Source organism: Candidatus Eisenbacteria bacterium, from assembly GCA_018831195.1.
In the GTDB taxonomy this organism is placed as follows: domain Bacteria; phylum Eisenbacteria; class RBG-16-71-46; order CAIMUX01; family JAHJDP01; genus JAHJDP01.
Map to the genome: position 1 here is coordinate 1 of JAHJDP010000088.1, position 14,524 is coordinate 14,524.

Genomic DNA, 14,524 nt, shown 5'->3' on the forward strand with positions numbered 1-14,524 from the left:
ACTCGATTTGTTCACTCCCGATGATGGAACCTTTGAGTATTCCGTCGTGACGACGAATAAGACACTCAGCCTGCGGCGATTGTGGTACTTCATGGCGGGTCGAGGAGCTCAAGAGAAAACGCTGGCCGAACTCAAGGATGGCATGGCATTCGGGACGATCCCGACCAATCATTATGGCGCGAACAGCGCTTGGCAATGGCTGGTGGTCTTAGCTCATAACCTCTTCCGCGATTTTCAACTTTCATTGAAACAGACATCGGCTCGTCGGAGTTGGAAGAGAACCTTTCTTTACAAGATGGAGTCGATCAAGTCGGCGAGATTTGAGTGGCTCAATGTGGCGGGTAGACTTTTGAATCTGTCGTATGGACGTACTCTCAGACTTCAAGCAATCCCGGCAATCCAAGATCGGTGGGCACAAATGGATCCAAATGTATCAACATTTTTGCCGGATTAGGGTTAACATTCCTGTTTACGCTCCTGTTCCCATCCGCCTCCAGGTTTCGATTCAGAAAATCAAACGCTGGTGGGGAGGAGACAGTTTTGCCGATGCAACCGTGCTCCATCCGGTTCCCGGCCAAGATATTGAGGGGCTGCTCTACGAGGAGAGCGGCATCGCGTGCTGGTTGCAGCTTCCCGGTGAAACTCTGATCCATGAAGATTCCTTGCCGTCGAGGAGAAGGGAGGGCGGACCCATCACCTGTCTGATCGAAACGGGACGGGTGTCGGATTGTTATCTGGCCCTGAAGAATTCCGAAGGGCTGGATATTATCCCGGGCGATTTCTGCATGTATGGGGAAAATCCCCTAATGATTCCGAATCTGCTACCGGGGATCTACTATCTTCGCGTTATGCCCCTCCATCGCCGGCAAACATGGCGCGGGCAATGGTACAAAGGAGCGGATAGTATCGAGAAGGCTACACCTATTCGGGTTGGGAGATCGGATGAACCTGTCCGCATCGTGATTGACCTATCGAAAGGAACGCTGGTCTGCAAACCGCCTACCGGACCAGGGATTTGAGGGCGCCCCAGGTGTCGGGCTTCACCGGCGTCGGCATATCAATAAGGAAAAGACCCATCCCGAGGCTGGCGGTCGGCCCAAAAACAAGACTGGGATCCTGCCAGCCATTCGGCGGTCCATATTCCGGCGCGATATTGGTCCATGGGTTTCCATTCGGTCCATTTGAATCGACTGCAATATAGATCTGTGCGGCTTCGTACATCCAGGGACCCCAAAATCCAATGGTGAACTCATCATGAACGAAGAAGGGCAGTGGGAGATTGTGTTGGCTGATTTCCGGCCACATGGCCGGCGCCTCAATCACAACTTCATATCCAACGGTCAGAACATTCCCGGGTTCCCGGGAGACACCCCCATCCCAGATATAGACATCTATCGGCTGGCCATAGAATCCGCCTGTTTGAGTCAGCCAAAGAACCACGCATTCGATCTGGCCGGAGCCCATATCAAAACCTTCACCGAAAGCGCCATAATAGGGTGGTTGATAGCCGCCATAAGCCCAAATATAGCCATTCTCGAAGCTATCATCGTGATTGTAAATCAAGGTTCCATTACAATCCCGTCCCTGATATGTGGCGAGTGTCGCTGTGGCGGGTCCTAGGATATCAACGGAATCGAAGGGATCGATGGGATCGGCATGCGCGGGAAGATAAAGAGCGATTGAACAAAGCAGTAAAATGAAAATGCCTGAGGTTCTCACTCGCTATTCCCTTTTCCAAACAGGGTCCTTGCTTGGAATTCTTGAGATTTTGAGCCAACTGTCAGGTCAGACCTCTCGCTACGCAGTAGTATACATCCGGCACGGCACTATGACTAAGGATTTATCACCCTTGAATATATGCTAATGTTGGGTATTAGGACTCTGTGTTGAAGAGTGTGAATTAGGACGATCTACGGCAAACAACTCTGCTGAAATCGTGGCGCATGCTTCAACAATGATTACACTGAAAGCTATAATTGACAGGTGTTTTGATACAGATCTTTGACATTAATGGCCGATTGATCCGAACATTGGTAGAGGGATCGATTCCGGCGGGTGAGCACAGTGTGCGTTGGGACGGCCGTGGTGACGGCGGCCAGATGGTGGGTGCAGGTGTTTACTTCTGCACCTCCAAAGCGAAGGCCGGCGGCAATCACGGAAGTTGCTTATGACCAGATAACCGGGTATTGTTAACTTCCGTTTTCAGCCTTCTACTTCAGAAGAAGCACTTTCTTTGAATCCTGAATGTTATGAACTGATACAGGGGCAAGACCTCTCGCCGCCAAATAGTAAACACCAGACGCAACGGAATTGCCCCGAATATCACGGCCATCCCAAACAAACGGGTGAGTCCCGGATGCGCAATCATCAAAGTGCTGGACCAAACGCCCGGAAAGATCATAAATACCGACCTCGACAAGATCCAATCCGTTGGCATCCAGAAGGAAGCGCATCGCTCCACCTGAAGAACCTATTCTGGCGGGTTGGGCGGAGGAAAATATGATACGAATTGATGGACTTGAAATTCGACCGGTATCTATGCCCGGAGCAGGAACATCGCTTGGATCCGGATCCCAGACTTCAAAGAGAACACCACCCTCTTCCGCATCATTGCCTCCAACAAATATTTTGCGCTGCCAGGGATCGGCGGCGCAGCCATTAACCGGCGCCGGCAGCAGGATTTGATCTTCTATGGTGTGATTAGGTCCGATCGCGACCAGCCAGGACCCGGCGGTAACATAGGCGCGCTGGAGCTTTTCATTCACGGTAATGGCTGAAGGATAACCGGGGAGATTGATCGCGGCGACAATATCATGCGTCGCTCCGTCGACGACCCAAACAACATCGCAATTCAATGCGACAACATAAATCAGGTTGCGCATCTCATTGACGGCGATTTGGTTTATTTCACAAAAGCCATGAAGAGTCACACAATCGATGACATGGTGCGTCGTACCGTCCAGAACCCATAGCCAAGCCCACCATGTTGTCACATAAATTCTATTCGTTGTTTCGTTAATGGCAACATCATTGGCCACATACCCCTCGTCAAAGGGCACCGTATCGATAACACGGCCAGAATCGGCATCATAGACCGACATGTCGCAACTGACATTGTTTGTCACATAGACCCGATTGATGTCTTCCCGTATCGCCACACCAAATGGTTCATCTCCGACCGCGATGGCGTCTAAAGGAAGACCCGTAGCCCAATCCATAAGAATCAATTCGTCCTGCTGTTTCACGGCGGCGACCGTTATCCCGTCGGTAAGCCGGGTCGCGATATCGCTGGGAGCATAACCGGGTTCAAGAACCCTGATAAGCGAACCGCTTGCTGGATCGACATGCAGGATTTCATTTCCAAAATGATCGGCGACAAGAACTGTATGATCATTGGAAAGATTATCGTTCAACGGCAATCCTAACGTTACGGAACCGGGATGAACCTGGAAGCGAATTGTCGCCTTCTCCCGGGGTTCGCTTGTATTGAAGACGGTCATGTCATCGCTGTCGATATTGGTCACGAAGACGCGACCCAAAACAGGATCGACGGCTATACCTCCATAGGGGCACAGTCCCACCGAAACCGTTCCCTCCACGGATCCCATTGATGGCAGGATGGAAACATCGTAGCTTTCACTATTCGCTACATAAATCGTGTGGGTCAGCAGATCCACGGCAAGATGCCGCGGTTTCTCTCCGACCGGCTGAGTTGCAATGACGGTATTCGTCGCGCCATTGATAACGGAGATGGCGTTATCATCTCGATCAGCAGTATATATCAGGTTGAGATCCGGATCCGCGGCGATTCCTTCGGGATAAGATCCCACCGGTATCGTCGCAATCACAGCATCGGTCATGGCGTTGATAACACTGACCGTATGATCGCTGAGATTAGCGACATAAACACGATGCGTTGACTCAATGACACAGATATCCCAAGGATAATTTCCGACACTTATCGTTGTCAGCAGGGATCCATCTTCAGCATCCAAAACCCAAACGCGCGCATTCGCCTTATCAACTACATAAAGTTTACTCTGGGCCGCAACGGGGCTGTAAACGCAAAGATCCATCGGTGAGCCGTCGAGAGGGATATGATGAATTTCCTCAAGCAGCTCTGTGTCGACAATCGATACGGAGCCGCCATAATTCGCTATATAGACTTTATCTCCGGCCGGGGCGGCCTCGATTCCGTGCGGAAACAGACCCGTGATGGGCACTCCGGCAATCACCGAATCACTCAGGGCGTCGATCACCATCAGCGCATTCGCGCCATGAATGCAGGCGACATAGATCCGATGATCAGAGGGAGAGGCGGCGACGCCCCAGGGTTCATATCCGCTGTCCGGATCGTTCAACGGTATTTGATTCAGCAGAATCATTTCGGCGCGCAGATTATTCGCCGGCAGAAATCCTGTCGACAAAAACAGGATCGCCAGTAAGTAGGTCAGGTTACGGTGCATGACAGTTGACTCCCAGGATACCATCGCATTTCACTGACAACAGTATAGCATCCAGGGCGGGGATTGTCCAGAATAATGGATTGGAGATCTATCGCATATTGTTCATAAAGATAAAATCGTTTTTTTTGATGCCGCCGTCTCTCTATTTTCCACCCTTCTCTTCATCCGTAAGACGGATTGTCGTATCCCCGACTGTTATGAGGATCTCTTCATCTTCTTCGACCACCGTGACCTCCACATGACTCATTCCCCGGACTTCAATTCCCGTATTCCCCAAAGTCCCCGCATAGCGAAGATGGGTACCATAGAAACTCGGCGGCACAACGACGACGGAGCCCGAATCGTCTCCATTGACTTCAATGCCTGATGAACCGAAGACTCTGGCTCGCGAGGGCATCACCGCGGCAAAACTAGCTGAATAGGTGCCTCCTTCTCTTTGAAATGACCACTTCACGACCTCCCCGGCCTTCAATTGAGAGAAGGCTCGCGCGCCCTCAATCGTATCGAGCCTGAGATCATTGATGTGGGTCAGGACATCCCCCCGTTTCAATCCCGCTTTATCCGCCGGGCTGTCAGGGTCCACCGAATAAATCTCAGGTGGTGATTTAAACCGCCAATCATAGCGTTCCGTTTCTTCATTCCACTTGGAACCCTCTATTTCACAATTGAGACCGATGCCAAGCCAGCCCGAAGGAAAAGCAGCAATAGGAAGCCCTGGAAGATCCGGGATCCTGGGAATATCCGGCAGAGGAGGCATGTCGGGCATGTCAGGCATGTCAGGCATGTCGGGCAATGGCGGAATATCAGGGAGATCCAGCCGCTGAAAATCATGAATCGCACTTCCTGGATAAATCATACTCCAGCTATCATGAAGAGCCTGTATCTCTCCCGGCACATGCGCCGCCGGGACAATCTTTACCAGAAGCTCTTGTCCATCCCGGCGGATGGTTACATTGAGAGGTTCTCCGATGGGAGGATTGGAGAACAACAACCCTCCTTTTTTTGTCGTAATTAAACAATCATCAATGGCGACGAGCACATCGTTTTTCTTTAGAATTCCAAATGAGGGACCCTCGCCGGCCAGCACCTGGATCTTGGGCTCAGATGTAAAGCGGTATATGGCTGCGCCATCAGGATGAAGAGTCATCGTACCATTGAACTCCAGGCTCGTGATGCCAAGGGATCCAATGGCGTGTCTACCGTCGATGATTTCCGGCGCATCTGTGCCGGCATGGGCGGCGTCGAGAGCAAGCGCGGCATGGGCATGGGGGGCCGAGGGCAGGAGCATGACGACCGCCATCACAACTCCCCACCCGCCTTTTCCCCGAGTCGATGAATTCCACTGCATGGTGTGACTCCTTTAACAATTCTCAGAACCATCTCTTGCAGCAAAGCTGCTGACAATTCGCGCAACCACCCTTGCCGTTAAAACCACGCCACTCGATACAGCTCTTTGCCATTTGTATTCCCGGGCCGCCATGATCCCGTGCCATCCATGGCGCGAAGGATATTGCCGGTGACGGGATCATCGGGGAAAAGATTGACCATTTCTTCCGCCGCTGCATAGAGGGTCGTCAACGCAACCTCACGGCCCTGGTTCCTGGTCTCGGAATCTTGATCGCCGGCTTGGTGAATCAATTGCGCCAAGGCGCTGAGATAGGCTGTCCCCGATTTCTGCACTTCCATCGCGAGACGCAGATTATCATGCTCGTGCATCGCCAACATGACCCGTTCGGTTTGTTTCGAGCCGGTCCACTGTCCCATCGCATAGCTACCGATGATGAGAGCCATGACCGCAATCGCCGCTATCGCCATCCACACCGGTGTCAGAGTAACACCGCCCCGGAAACCGCTCCTCAGAAGGCCCCGCGATTTGAGATCCCGCACAACCCGCGCTTCCAGGAGGTCGCTGGGCCGGCGTTCGCGTGGCAAAGATTCAAACGCTATTTTCTCTTCTGGGGTCAGATCGTCGTTAGGCATCTTTTTTCTCCTCGAAGGCCGACAACCGTTGTCGCAAAGTCCGGCGGGCGCTGAATAATTGACTTTTGGATGTCCCGACGGAGATCCCAAGATGAGCAGCGATCTCCGCATGCTTCATCCCTTCGATTTCATATAAAACCAGGATCTGCCGGCATCCGGCTGGTAGTTCCGCAATCGCCCCTTCCAGATCGATCCTCTCGGCAATCATGTCCACCCTGGCCGGGGGATCGGGAGGATCCTCCCACAGCGCCTCGGGGCTCCGGGATCGGCGACGGAAAAGGTCCCGGGTGACATTCAATCCAATCGCCCGCAGCCAGGTTGAGAATGCTGACTCCCAGCGGAATCGCTCCAAGCGCTCACACGCCCTCATCCAGGTCTCCTGAACAACATCCTCGGCATCCGACTCAACGCCCCCCACCAGCCGAAGGACCAACTGGTAGAGCCGGGGTGTATGCCGGTGGTAGAGAAGACGGAAGGCGCTCTCCTCTCGCCGCTCCAGGATGGCTGCCGCCAAACTCCTGTCGCTCTCGTTCTCCGGGGCGTTGTGGGTCATCTCATTCCTTAGTCGCTGGAATGGGGCAAAGGGTTGGGAAATTTGCGCTGAACACCGAGATTATTATCCTACGGCTGGAGGCCGCGTCCAATCCCAACCCCCATTACAGTCTCATGTGCGGATTCGCAGATTGGGGGCTGGGATAGGAGCGTATGAATTTAGTTCGCACTTGTCATGGCAATGCGGAATCCCAGGCGAAAGTTGTTTGTCTGAGGCGCCCAGTGATTCCGATCCGCGCAACGCATTTCCAAGTGTCCGTCATTGTACCACGAGCCCCCTCGGACGACATGTTCCGTCCCCTCGGCAGGTCCGGCTGGATCCACTTCCGGTTCTGTTCCAAGATCGCAGAGGTACCAATCATTACACCATTCCCGTACATTTCCCCCCATATCGGAAAGACCCATTCCGGCTGGGGCATCCGGATAAGCTCCAACCGCCGTGGTCCAGCCTATACACATGGGATCGGGATCGTGGTTGGCATCATCGCATTCTGGAACATCATTGCCCCACGGATACATTCTCTCGTCATTATATTGACAGGCATATTCCATTTCAGCATCTGTCGGCAACCGAAAACCGGCCGCGCTGTAGGGATCTCCTCCATTACATGACCAATCACCGGTATGTTCATAAGCGCGGGGTAGTCCGGCTTTCAAACTTAGCCAATCGCAGAATCTCACAGCGCCGTACCAGGTCACCATTTTGACCGGATGCTCGGGATTAATGCCATGCCCGGCATCCCGAAGAAAGAATTCGCCGGCGGCAAACCCAATTTCACTATCTCCGCCTCCAACATTTAGTAGCGAGACTGTACTGCCATCGAGATTATCCATGACGGAAGACGTTGTTGCAGTTACGTATCCATTGTCATAAGCCCACTGCACCGCTTCCAGATACTCCTGATTCGTGACCTCATGCTGCCCGAGGAAAAAATTCCGGGTCAATGTCACTTCGCGCTGATCAACGCCGCAGGCGGAGACGCCATCGCCCATGGTAAATATGCCGCCGGACACTGCGACCATGCCATCAGGGAGATCCATCGTAAAAGTCAGATTGATAACCTCGGATAATGGAAAACTCTGATCACCACCATCGGTATGAACCACCAAATTGCGGTTGACATCATATTCGGCTGATGATGAGCCGGCCATCATCATTGCTATCAAGCCAAACAGTACAATACCCGCCATTAGATTTGCTTTGTATTTCATTATGCTCTCCTTTGTCGATTCAATGGGTTATTGGCTGATAAGTACCAATCGCCTTGATTCAGTATTTGTAGATGTTTCCAGGCGATAAAAATAAACGCCTGATGAGACCCGCTCACCGCTCTGATCACATCCATCCCATTGCGTCTGATGCACACCTGCTGGTTCTTGACCATGCACCAAGGTTTTGATCTTGCGGCCCGTGACCGAGTAAATACTGAGATCCGTCAAACCATCCTGCGGAATTGAATAGGCGATAGTCGTTGCATTGATAAAGGGATTGGGGCGATTCGCCAGGAGTATGACGCCGGGAAAATCGGGTACGGGGATGTCATGTTCAGGAAGACCCGATGGCATCAGCCACCTCACCCAAATTTCTTGAACAGAACCCAGAGAGCGCTCATTCAGCCAGCCGTCCCATCCGTTGATGGTCATGGCATCACCTGAAAATGTAATATTTTCAATCTCGTCTATGAGGAACTGGTGTGCCGGATGTCCACCGGGCTCAATCACAAGAACCGGCGCATCGGCATTTGCTGCCACTGAAAAAAACAAACCGGCAAGAATGAGAAAACTTGGAAGCATCCATGGCCGGTATGTATGACGTCTCGTTGTCATGTTTCCCTCCCCTTTCGTTATGGCCGGCATCCCGGCCTGTTCCCGAAGGGAGCAGGGCAAGACATGTGCCAGCTCAGAATGACTCAAGCTGGCTCCAAGAAAATGCAGCAATGCTTAGTCAATCGATAGGTTACCTGTTCAGACCCCGGCTATCGGATGGGTCGCCCCGCAGAAAAGCGCAACGTCGATGTTACAAAGGAAACCGAGGTAGAGCGTAATGGCTTGGAACAGATAAGGATAAGACTGCCACATGGCTGCGGCGTCTCCGACCTGACCCCTGTCCAATTCCAGCTTGGTGCTTGTAAGGACCTGTCTCTCGTTGCTAGAATTAGATCCGTGACAGAACATCGAATTCTACTTCAGCGAACGATACAGAGAGAAAAGTGCATCCACGCTCAATTCAAATTCATTGTGGCTATTTCCTGATAATTTGTGCTTTTCTCGGCGCCTACCCGGTATCTGCTGTTGTAGGATCCTTCCGGCTGGAACCTGTTTGGGAATCTAAAATCCCCGCGTCATTTCCTTATTCGATTTGGACCATCGCCGATGTGCAGGGAGATGGGTCGGAGGAAATCACCCTCGCACTTGATAATCACACCCTTCAGACCAGGGCCTTCACAGGCGGCGCCTGGCGGGTTCTGAGCCAAGTGAATCTACGGGCTCCCTGGACATTCACCCCGTATACAACATTCTGTCCCTGTGGCGACCTTGATGGAGATGGGGTGATCGACCTGGCTGTGAGTCAATCCCATGACGATACGACACGGGTCGTCATCATCGGACCCAGGAATCCAATCCAACTACGCCATCACTTTATTCCAGACGCCAATGGGGATGGCATTCATGATTCAAGGATCTATCCCATTCGCGCCATCGATATTCCAGAACTCGGAACGATCGCGCTGATAACAGCCTATGCTTCAGGCAAGGACCTTCAATATCGTGGAGTCATTGCCTACTCATTGCAGACCGGAGAGGAGCTCTGGCATTTCGATACTGGTTCCAATCCTTACGCCAACAGCTTCCGCTTCTATGATTTAGATGGAAAACCGGGCGATGAAATTATTTTCACCATGCCCTCTCCTAATAATGGATCCAAGGCGGGGCCGACAGACGACCAGCACGCATGGCTTGTGGTGTTGAGCGATACGGGCGAACTGCTGTGGTTGCGAAGACTGGGAGGGTATTTTTGCAATCCGGTATGGGCCGAAATTCTTGAGCTGCCGGGAGAGCCCCCCTCTGTTATAACCTGTGCACGGAACAACCGCACGGATGAGGAAAAGCGCTCGCGGGAATTGCCCGATTCAATCCGAGTCTGGAATGGACGCTCAGGAGAGCTTATTCAGACAATTGTCGAATCACGTTCCGTCACCAACCTTGTACGATTGGACCATTGGCGAATCGCCATCGGGCATGTCGACGGCCTTGTTTCGGTGCTGGGAATAGAACCCGGAGGAGTTTTATTCAGAACACAACGCAAACAATTGGCGCCAAGGACCACGATTCTGGGCGTGATAGATTTCGATGGCAATGGAGTTTCTGAAATCGTCTGCTACCACAATAATCCAAAACTTCAAGTTTCTATTCTCAATGACCGGCTTGGTATTCTCGCTCGTCACGACTTCGGTGTCTCTGACAGACTGTCGCTGTTCTCCTCATTGCGGAGAGCCGGCAATCCTCCTCTTTTCATGACGGCGTCATTGAGCTCCCGCTCAACGTTCGTCGTGCAACCCCTTCCCTGGTGGGAAAAAAGAAATGCGGCCATCGGCGCGTTTAGTCTTGTCGCGATGCTTTTGAGTCTGTTGATTGTGATCCGAGTACGGCGATCGATGAACAATAAACTGCGGATCGAAACTGAACGGCCTCTATCGTCGTCGGGTGATATGAAGCACCTCAGGAAGGCCTTGTTAATGGCATCTGAAGTCACATCCCACGGCAGGCTGGCGGCAACTCATGTTGTGGAGAGAATACTCTGGCTCCTGGAGGCGATCGGTTCACAACCGCAAGCAACACCGGAATCCATCACCCGCCTTGAATCGGCAGTGAAAAATTTCCAGGATGTGACGACACCTCAGATCAAAAATATTCTTGCCCTTTGCTCAGCCCTCCAGGTTGAACCATCCTGCATTCAAGAGATCGCGGCGGATATAGCCGAATTAAGAATACAACTGGACAAGTTGAGACGTTCGAATTGGTCCCCATCCTCGGTATATCAATCACTCCCTCAAATCCGGCAAAATGCCAATCGGCTTGTATCCGGCATGCAAGAGATCCGATCCGTGGCCAAAAAATATGTAACAGTTCCTCTGAAACCGGAAATCGAGAGGGCCTGTGCGGCCATCATCGATCCAATGGAAAATATTCAGGCCACGATTGAGGTCCGGATGGAGCCCGGAATAGGCGACACTTTTGTGCGGGCCAGCAAGGATGATCTCGCTTTTATTTTGGAGAATCTTCTATCGAATGCCCTCCGTGCTATTGAACAGACGCCATTAAAACAAATCAGCATCGCAACATCGCTGAACGGAAGATATGCCTGCATCGAGATTTCCGATACCGGCATTGGAATTCCCCCGGAAGACGCCGAGCGCATTTTCAATTTCGGAGTCAGCAATAGGGAATCCGGGGGAACCGGGCTCCATGCATCCCGTCGATTGCTGGATGAATTGGGCGGAGAGCTGCATTTGAAGGAGAGTCGGCCCGGCCTTGGGACAACAATGGAATTGCGTCTCCTCATTGAATCGGTTGAGAACCCGCGAGGCGGCAGATCACAGGAGTAGAATGAAATGGCAAACCCACAAGAAGCTGATAAGCGGCCGAAGATTCTGCTGATCGATGATGAGGAGGAATTCTGCAAGGATCTGATTACCATGCTCGCTCCCCATTTCAATGTGAACTTCGTTCAGGATGAGAATCGCGGAATGACCTCCATGAGAGATTTGCTTCCCGACGCGATTTTGCTCGATGTTGATTTAGGAAAGGGGCGCAGCGGACTTGATGTGCTTCTCGAGATCCGCAAGATGCCGGCCCCACCGCCTGTTCTTATGCTGACCGGGGATAAGCGGATTGATACGGCCGTGCAGGCCATCCGCCGGGGGGCCTATGACTATATTATAAAGCCGCCGAATTTGGAGGAAATGACCCGCACCCTCCTCCGCGCCCTGGCTGAATCCGCGATGAAACGTAAAATTGAATCGCTGCAATCTGAACTCGCTGAGTTGCGAGGCGATCTCATTGTTGAAGACAAGCGAATGCTCGATGTATTGAGGCAGGTGGAAAAGGTCGGTCCCACCGATGCAACCGTTCTCATCACCGGTGAATCCGGCACAGGCAAGGAAATCATCGCTCGGCGGATTCATCAGCTCAGTCCGCGATCCCATGGTCCTTTTGTCGGCGTCAACTGCGCGGCCATCCCCTCCAACCTCATGGAGAGCGCTCTGTTCGGACATGAGAAGGGCGCTTTCACGGATGCAGGAAGTCTGCATAGAGGGCATTTTGAACTCGCCAACAGAGGAACGCTCTTCCTGGATGAGTTGGGGGACAGCCCGGCGGAACTTCAGGTGAAACTCCTCCGCGTTCTCCAAGAGCGGGTCTTCTCGCGCCTGGGCAGCGAAACGAGGATCGGCGTCGATGTACGCATCTTGGCGGCCACAAGCAAAGATGTGGAAAAGCAGGTGGCCGCAGGCCGACTGCGCGAGGAACTCTACTACCGACTCAATGTTTTTAGAATCCATATCCCACCGCTGCGGGACCGGCGTGCGGATATCCTCCCCATCGCTCTCCATTACATAGCAAAATATGGACGCCAATATGGAAGGCCGGCGCGGGGTCTGACCCCGGCCGCACGCGAGGTGCTCACGCAACAGCCCTGGCCCGGCAATGTCCGGGAGCTGCAGAATTCACTCCAGCGAGCGGTTATCCAATGTGAAGATCATGAGATCGATCTCCATGATATTTTTGGGTCCCCCTATGGTATGGAAGATCTATCCATTCCCTATGATCACGCCAAAGAACGAGTCCTCCAGCAATTCAAAATACAATATCTCACCGCCCGTCTTCGCGAGACCGATGGAAAGGTGACTCTAGCCGCCGAAAAGAGCGGCCTGAAACGACAGAGCTTCCAGCGCATGGTCCAGGAATGCGGTCTGGATCCTAATGATTTTCACCCAGATCCGCGGAACTGAAGGACTCGCCTGAGGATTTTCGGACTCCAACCTGTCTGTGTTTCCTCGCCACGCAGAAGTGGCGTCATTAATCCCTTGTCACCTTGCGCGTTAGGCGCTCATTTCGATTGTCTCCGCAACGATAATGTTGCCACCACAATGCCACGATCTTCCTGTCTTCCGATGTCACACTCTATTTGACATAGAGATACAAAGAGTTACCCCAAAACGTCTTCTTTTACAATGTAGACGGGTCCGGCATGGAGTTTGCAATAACAAATGCGCGGATGACCTTGGCCGGTAAATTTCAGAAATTATAATGAGGGAAGGCAGTCCAATGAAACAACCTTCGAAGAATAGGACCATCCTGATCCTGGAAACGGATCCCGATTTTGCCAAGGACATGGCCGCCATTCTCAGGAGGGATTTTCTCATCCATGTCATTACGAATCCCAGGGAGCTGATCGAGGAGGACGGATCAAGACAGATTGATTTGATGGTCGCGGCATTGGACTTTCCTGGTCTGGTACAGGCGATTTGTTTCAAACAGGCGGAGGAATCATCACCGTTGGATAAGTTGCTCCATCAATTGATCAATCAAAATACACCCGTGCTCATTCTGGGATCTGAAGGATTGAAAGATCCGCGACCCTCGCGTTTTGAGGGCACCAATCGCTATCCGGATCCTGTCCGCCTCATGACAAAAATCCGCAGTCTCTTTAATCCGCCGGCAACGACATTGCCGGAAGGGGCGAATGCAGAATCGGCCCCCCCACCTCATTCATAGGCTGCCTGGGATATCTGGAATTTCTTCGTCATATACCCGGCAATAAGGTTATAGATGAAATGGACGGCCATCGCGGTGTACAGATTGCCGGAGAGCCGCACAAGAATATGCAGGCATAGAGCAAACCCAATGATGATGAGGGCGCTTCGGACACCCTGCGTCATGTGCGAGACGGCAAAAATCAGCGAGCAAAGCACTATCGACAAACTCCAAGGAACCAGCCGGCGCGAAAGCAAGCTGACCAGAACGCCCCTATAGGCCACTTCCTCGCAGATGGCGGCCAAGAGACACAAAAGACCCCAGAGAAGTATTTCAAAGGGAGTGGCCGGTAGAAAATAAAGGAGATTCCTCTTTCGGAACTCCGGCTGAATATCCCAGCAGGGTCGAATCGACAGCCACCAAACGGCAAGGATAAGGACGCCGGCAGCGATACTCACAGCATCGAAAGAGGGCTCCGGCCAGAGGGCGATATGATTTTTGGCAGCCGCTTTGACAGCCAACAAGCCCAAGGCGAGTTGCAGGGTCATCGCCTGCAGAAAGAAAATTTTGCGGAGAGGCAGCCGGCCGTTCTTCTTGAGCTGCCGATCGCTCGATAGGGCGAGATAAGGGATGAGGATAAGAACAAAGAATAAAAATAAGATGGTGGCAAGATTCATTGGGTTCCTGCTTTATGGCTCGGCTCTCTCTGCAGCTGGATGTCATCAGCACTGAGACATTTACCGACATTATGACCATCGCGGAATCCGGAT

At 52.4% G+C, this 14,524-nt stretch carries 14 protein-coding genes; 6 read left to right on the plus strand and 8 right to left on the minus strand.

Going from position 1 to position 14,524, the window contains the following annotated elements:
- The coding region (locus tag KJ970_15670; protein ID MBU2692361.1) for a hypothetical protein at positions 1–454 on the plus strand (454 nt) is incomplete at its 5' end.
- A complete protein-coding gene (locus tag KJ970_15675) occupies positions 429–1,019 on the plus strand; it encodes a hypothetical protein (protein ID MBU2692362.1) in 591 nt (196 codons plus the stop codon). The genes KJ970_15670 and KJ970_15675, both read left to right, overlap by 26 nt.
- Here KJ970_15675 and KJ970_15680 read toward each other — a convergent pair.
- Positions 1,000–1,719 carry a hypothetical protein gene (locus tag KJ970_15680; GenBank protein ID MBU2692363.1) on the minus strand — a complete coding sequence of 240 codons (720 nt, stop codon included), beginning with the start codon at positions 1,717–1,719 and terminating at the stop codon, positions 1,000–1,002. The genes KJ970_15675 and KJ970_15680 overlap by 20 nt on opposite strands.
- 257 nt (positions 1,720–1,976) lie before the next feature.
- On the opposite strand from KJ970_15680, the gene KJ970_15685 reads away from it, so the two are divergent.
- Positions 1,977–2,171 (plus strand): hypothetical protein, encoded by a 195-nt coding sequence (locus tag KJ970_15685; protein MBU2692364.1) that lies wholly within the window; start codon positions 1,977–1,979, stop codon positions 2,169–2,171.
- 39 nt (positions 2,172–2,210) lie between these two features.
- On the opposite strand, the gene KJ970_15690 is transcribed toward KJ970_15685, so the two are convergent.
- The 6 genes from KJ970_15690 to KJ970_15715 all read right to left on the minus strand — a co-directional run bounded on the left by KJ970_15690 (position 2,211) and on the right by KJ970_15715 (position 8,825).
- Positions 2,211–4,466 carry a hypothetical protein gene (locus KJ970_15690; protein MBU2692365.1) on the minus strand — a complete coding sequence of 752 codons (2,256 nt, stop codon included), beginning with the start codon at positions 4,464–4,466 and terminating at the stop codon, positions 2,211–2,213.
- Between the two features lie 142 nt (positions 4,467–4,608).
- Positions 4,609–5,814, minus strand: coding sequence for a PDZ domain-containing protein (locus KJ970_15695; protein MBU2692366.1), 1,206 nt, complete (start codon positions 5,812–5,814; stop codon positions 4,609–4,611).
- A gap of 77 nt (positions 5,815–5,891) precedes the next feature.
- Entirely contained in the window at positions 5,892–6,446 is a 555-nt protein-coding gene (locus tag KJ970_15700; protein MBU2692367.1) for a hypothetical protein, read from the minus strand.
- Positions 6,439–6,999 (minus strand): RNA polymerase sigma factor, encoded by a 561-nt coding sequence (locus KJ970_15705; GenBank protein MBU2692368.1) that lies wholly within the window; start codon positions 6,997–6,999, stop codon positions 6,439–6,441. The genes KJ970_15700 and KJ970_15705 overlap by 8 nt, the downstream gene beginning before the upstream one ends.
- 158 nt (positions 7,000–7,157) lie before the next feature.
- Positions 7,158–8,210 carry a formylglycine-generating enzyme family protein gene (locus KJ970_15710; GenBank protein MBU2692369.1) on the minus strand — a complete coding sequence of 351 codons (1,053 nt, stop codon included), beginning with the start codon at positions 8,208–8,210 and terminating at the stop codon, positions 7,158–7,160.
- A 27-nt stretch (positions 8,211–8,237) separates the two neighbouring features.
- Positions 8,238–8,825 (minus strand): T9SS type A sorting domain-containing protein, encoded by a 588-nt coding sequence (locus KJ970_15715; GenBank protein MBU2692370.1) that lies wholly within the window; start codon positions 8,823–8,825, stop codon positions 8,238–8,240.
- Between the two features lie 383 nt (positions 8,826–9,208).
- Between KJ970_15715 and KJ970_15720 the strand changes: the two genes are divergently transcribed.
- The 3 genes from KJ970_15720 (at position 9,209) to KJ970_15730 (ending at position 13,775) form a co-directional block, all read left to right on the plus strand.
- Positions 9,209–11,605, plus strand: a complete 2,397-nt coding sequence (locus KJ970_15720) for a GHKL domain-containing protein (protein MBU2692371.1) — start codon at positions 9,209–9,211, stop codon at positions 11,603–11,605.
- A 6-nt stretch (positions 11,606–11,611) separates the two neighbouring features.
- Positions 11,612–13,009, plus strand: a complete 1,398-nt coding sequence (locus tag KJ970_15725) for a sigma-54 dependent transcriptional regulator (protein MBU2692372.1) — start codon at positions 11,612–11,614, stop codon at positions 13,007–13,009.
- A 316-nt stretch (positions 13,010–13,325) separates the two neighbouring features.
- The gene (locus tag KJ970_15730; GenBank protein ID MBU2692373.1) at positions 13,326–13,775 is read left to right on the plus strand and encodes a hypothetical protein; all 450 of its coding nucleotides are present in this window, start codon (positions 13,326–13,328) and stop codon (positions 13,773–13,775) included.
- On the opposite strand, the gene KJ970_15735 is transcribed toward KJ970_15730, so the two are convergent.
- Positions 13,766–14,431, minus strand: a complete 666-nt coding sequence (locus tag KJ970_15735) for a CPBP family intramembrane metalloprotease (GenBank protein ID MBU2692374.1) — start codon at positions 14,429–14,431, stop codon at positions 13,766–13,768. The two genes, KJ970_15730 and KJ970_15735, sit on opposite strands and share 10 nt — an antisense overlap.
- Positions 14,432–14,524 lie beyond the last annotated feature (93 nt).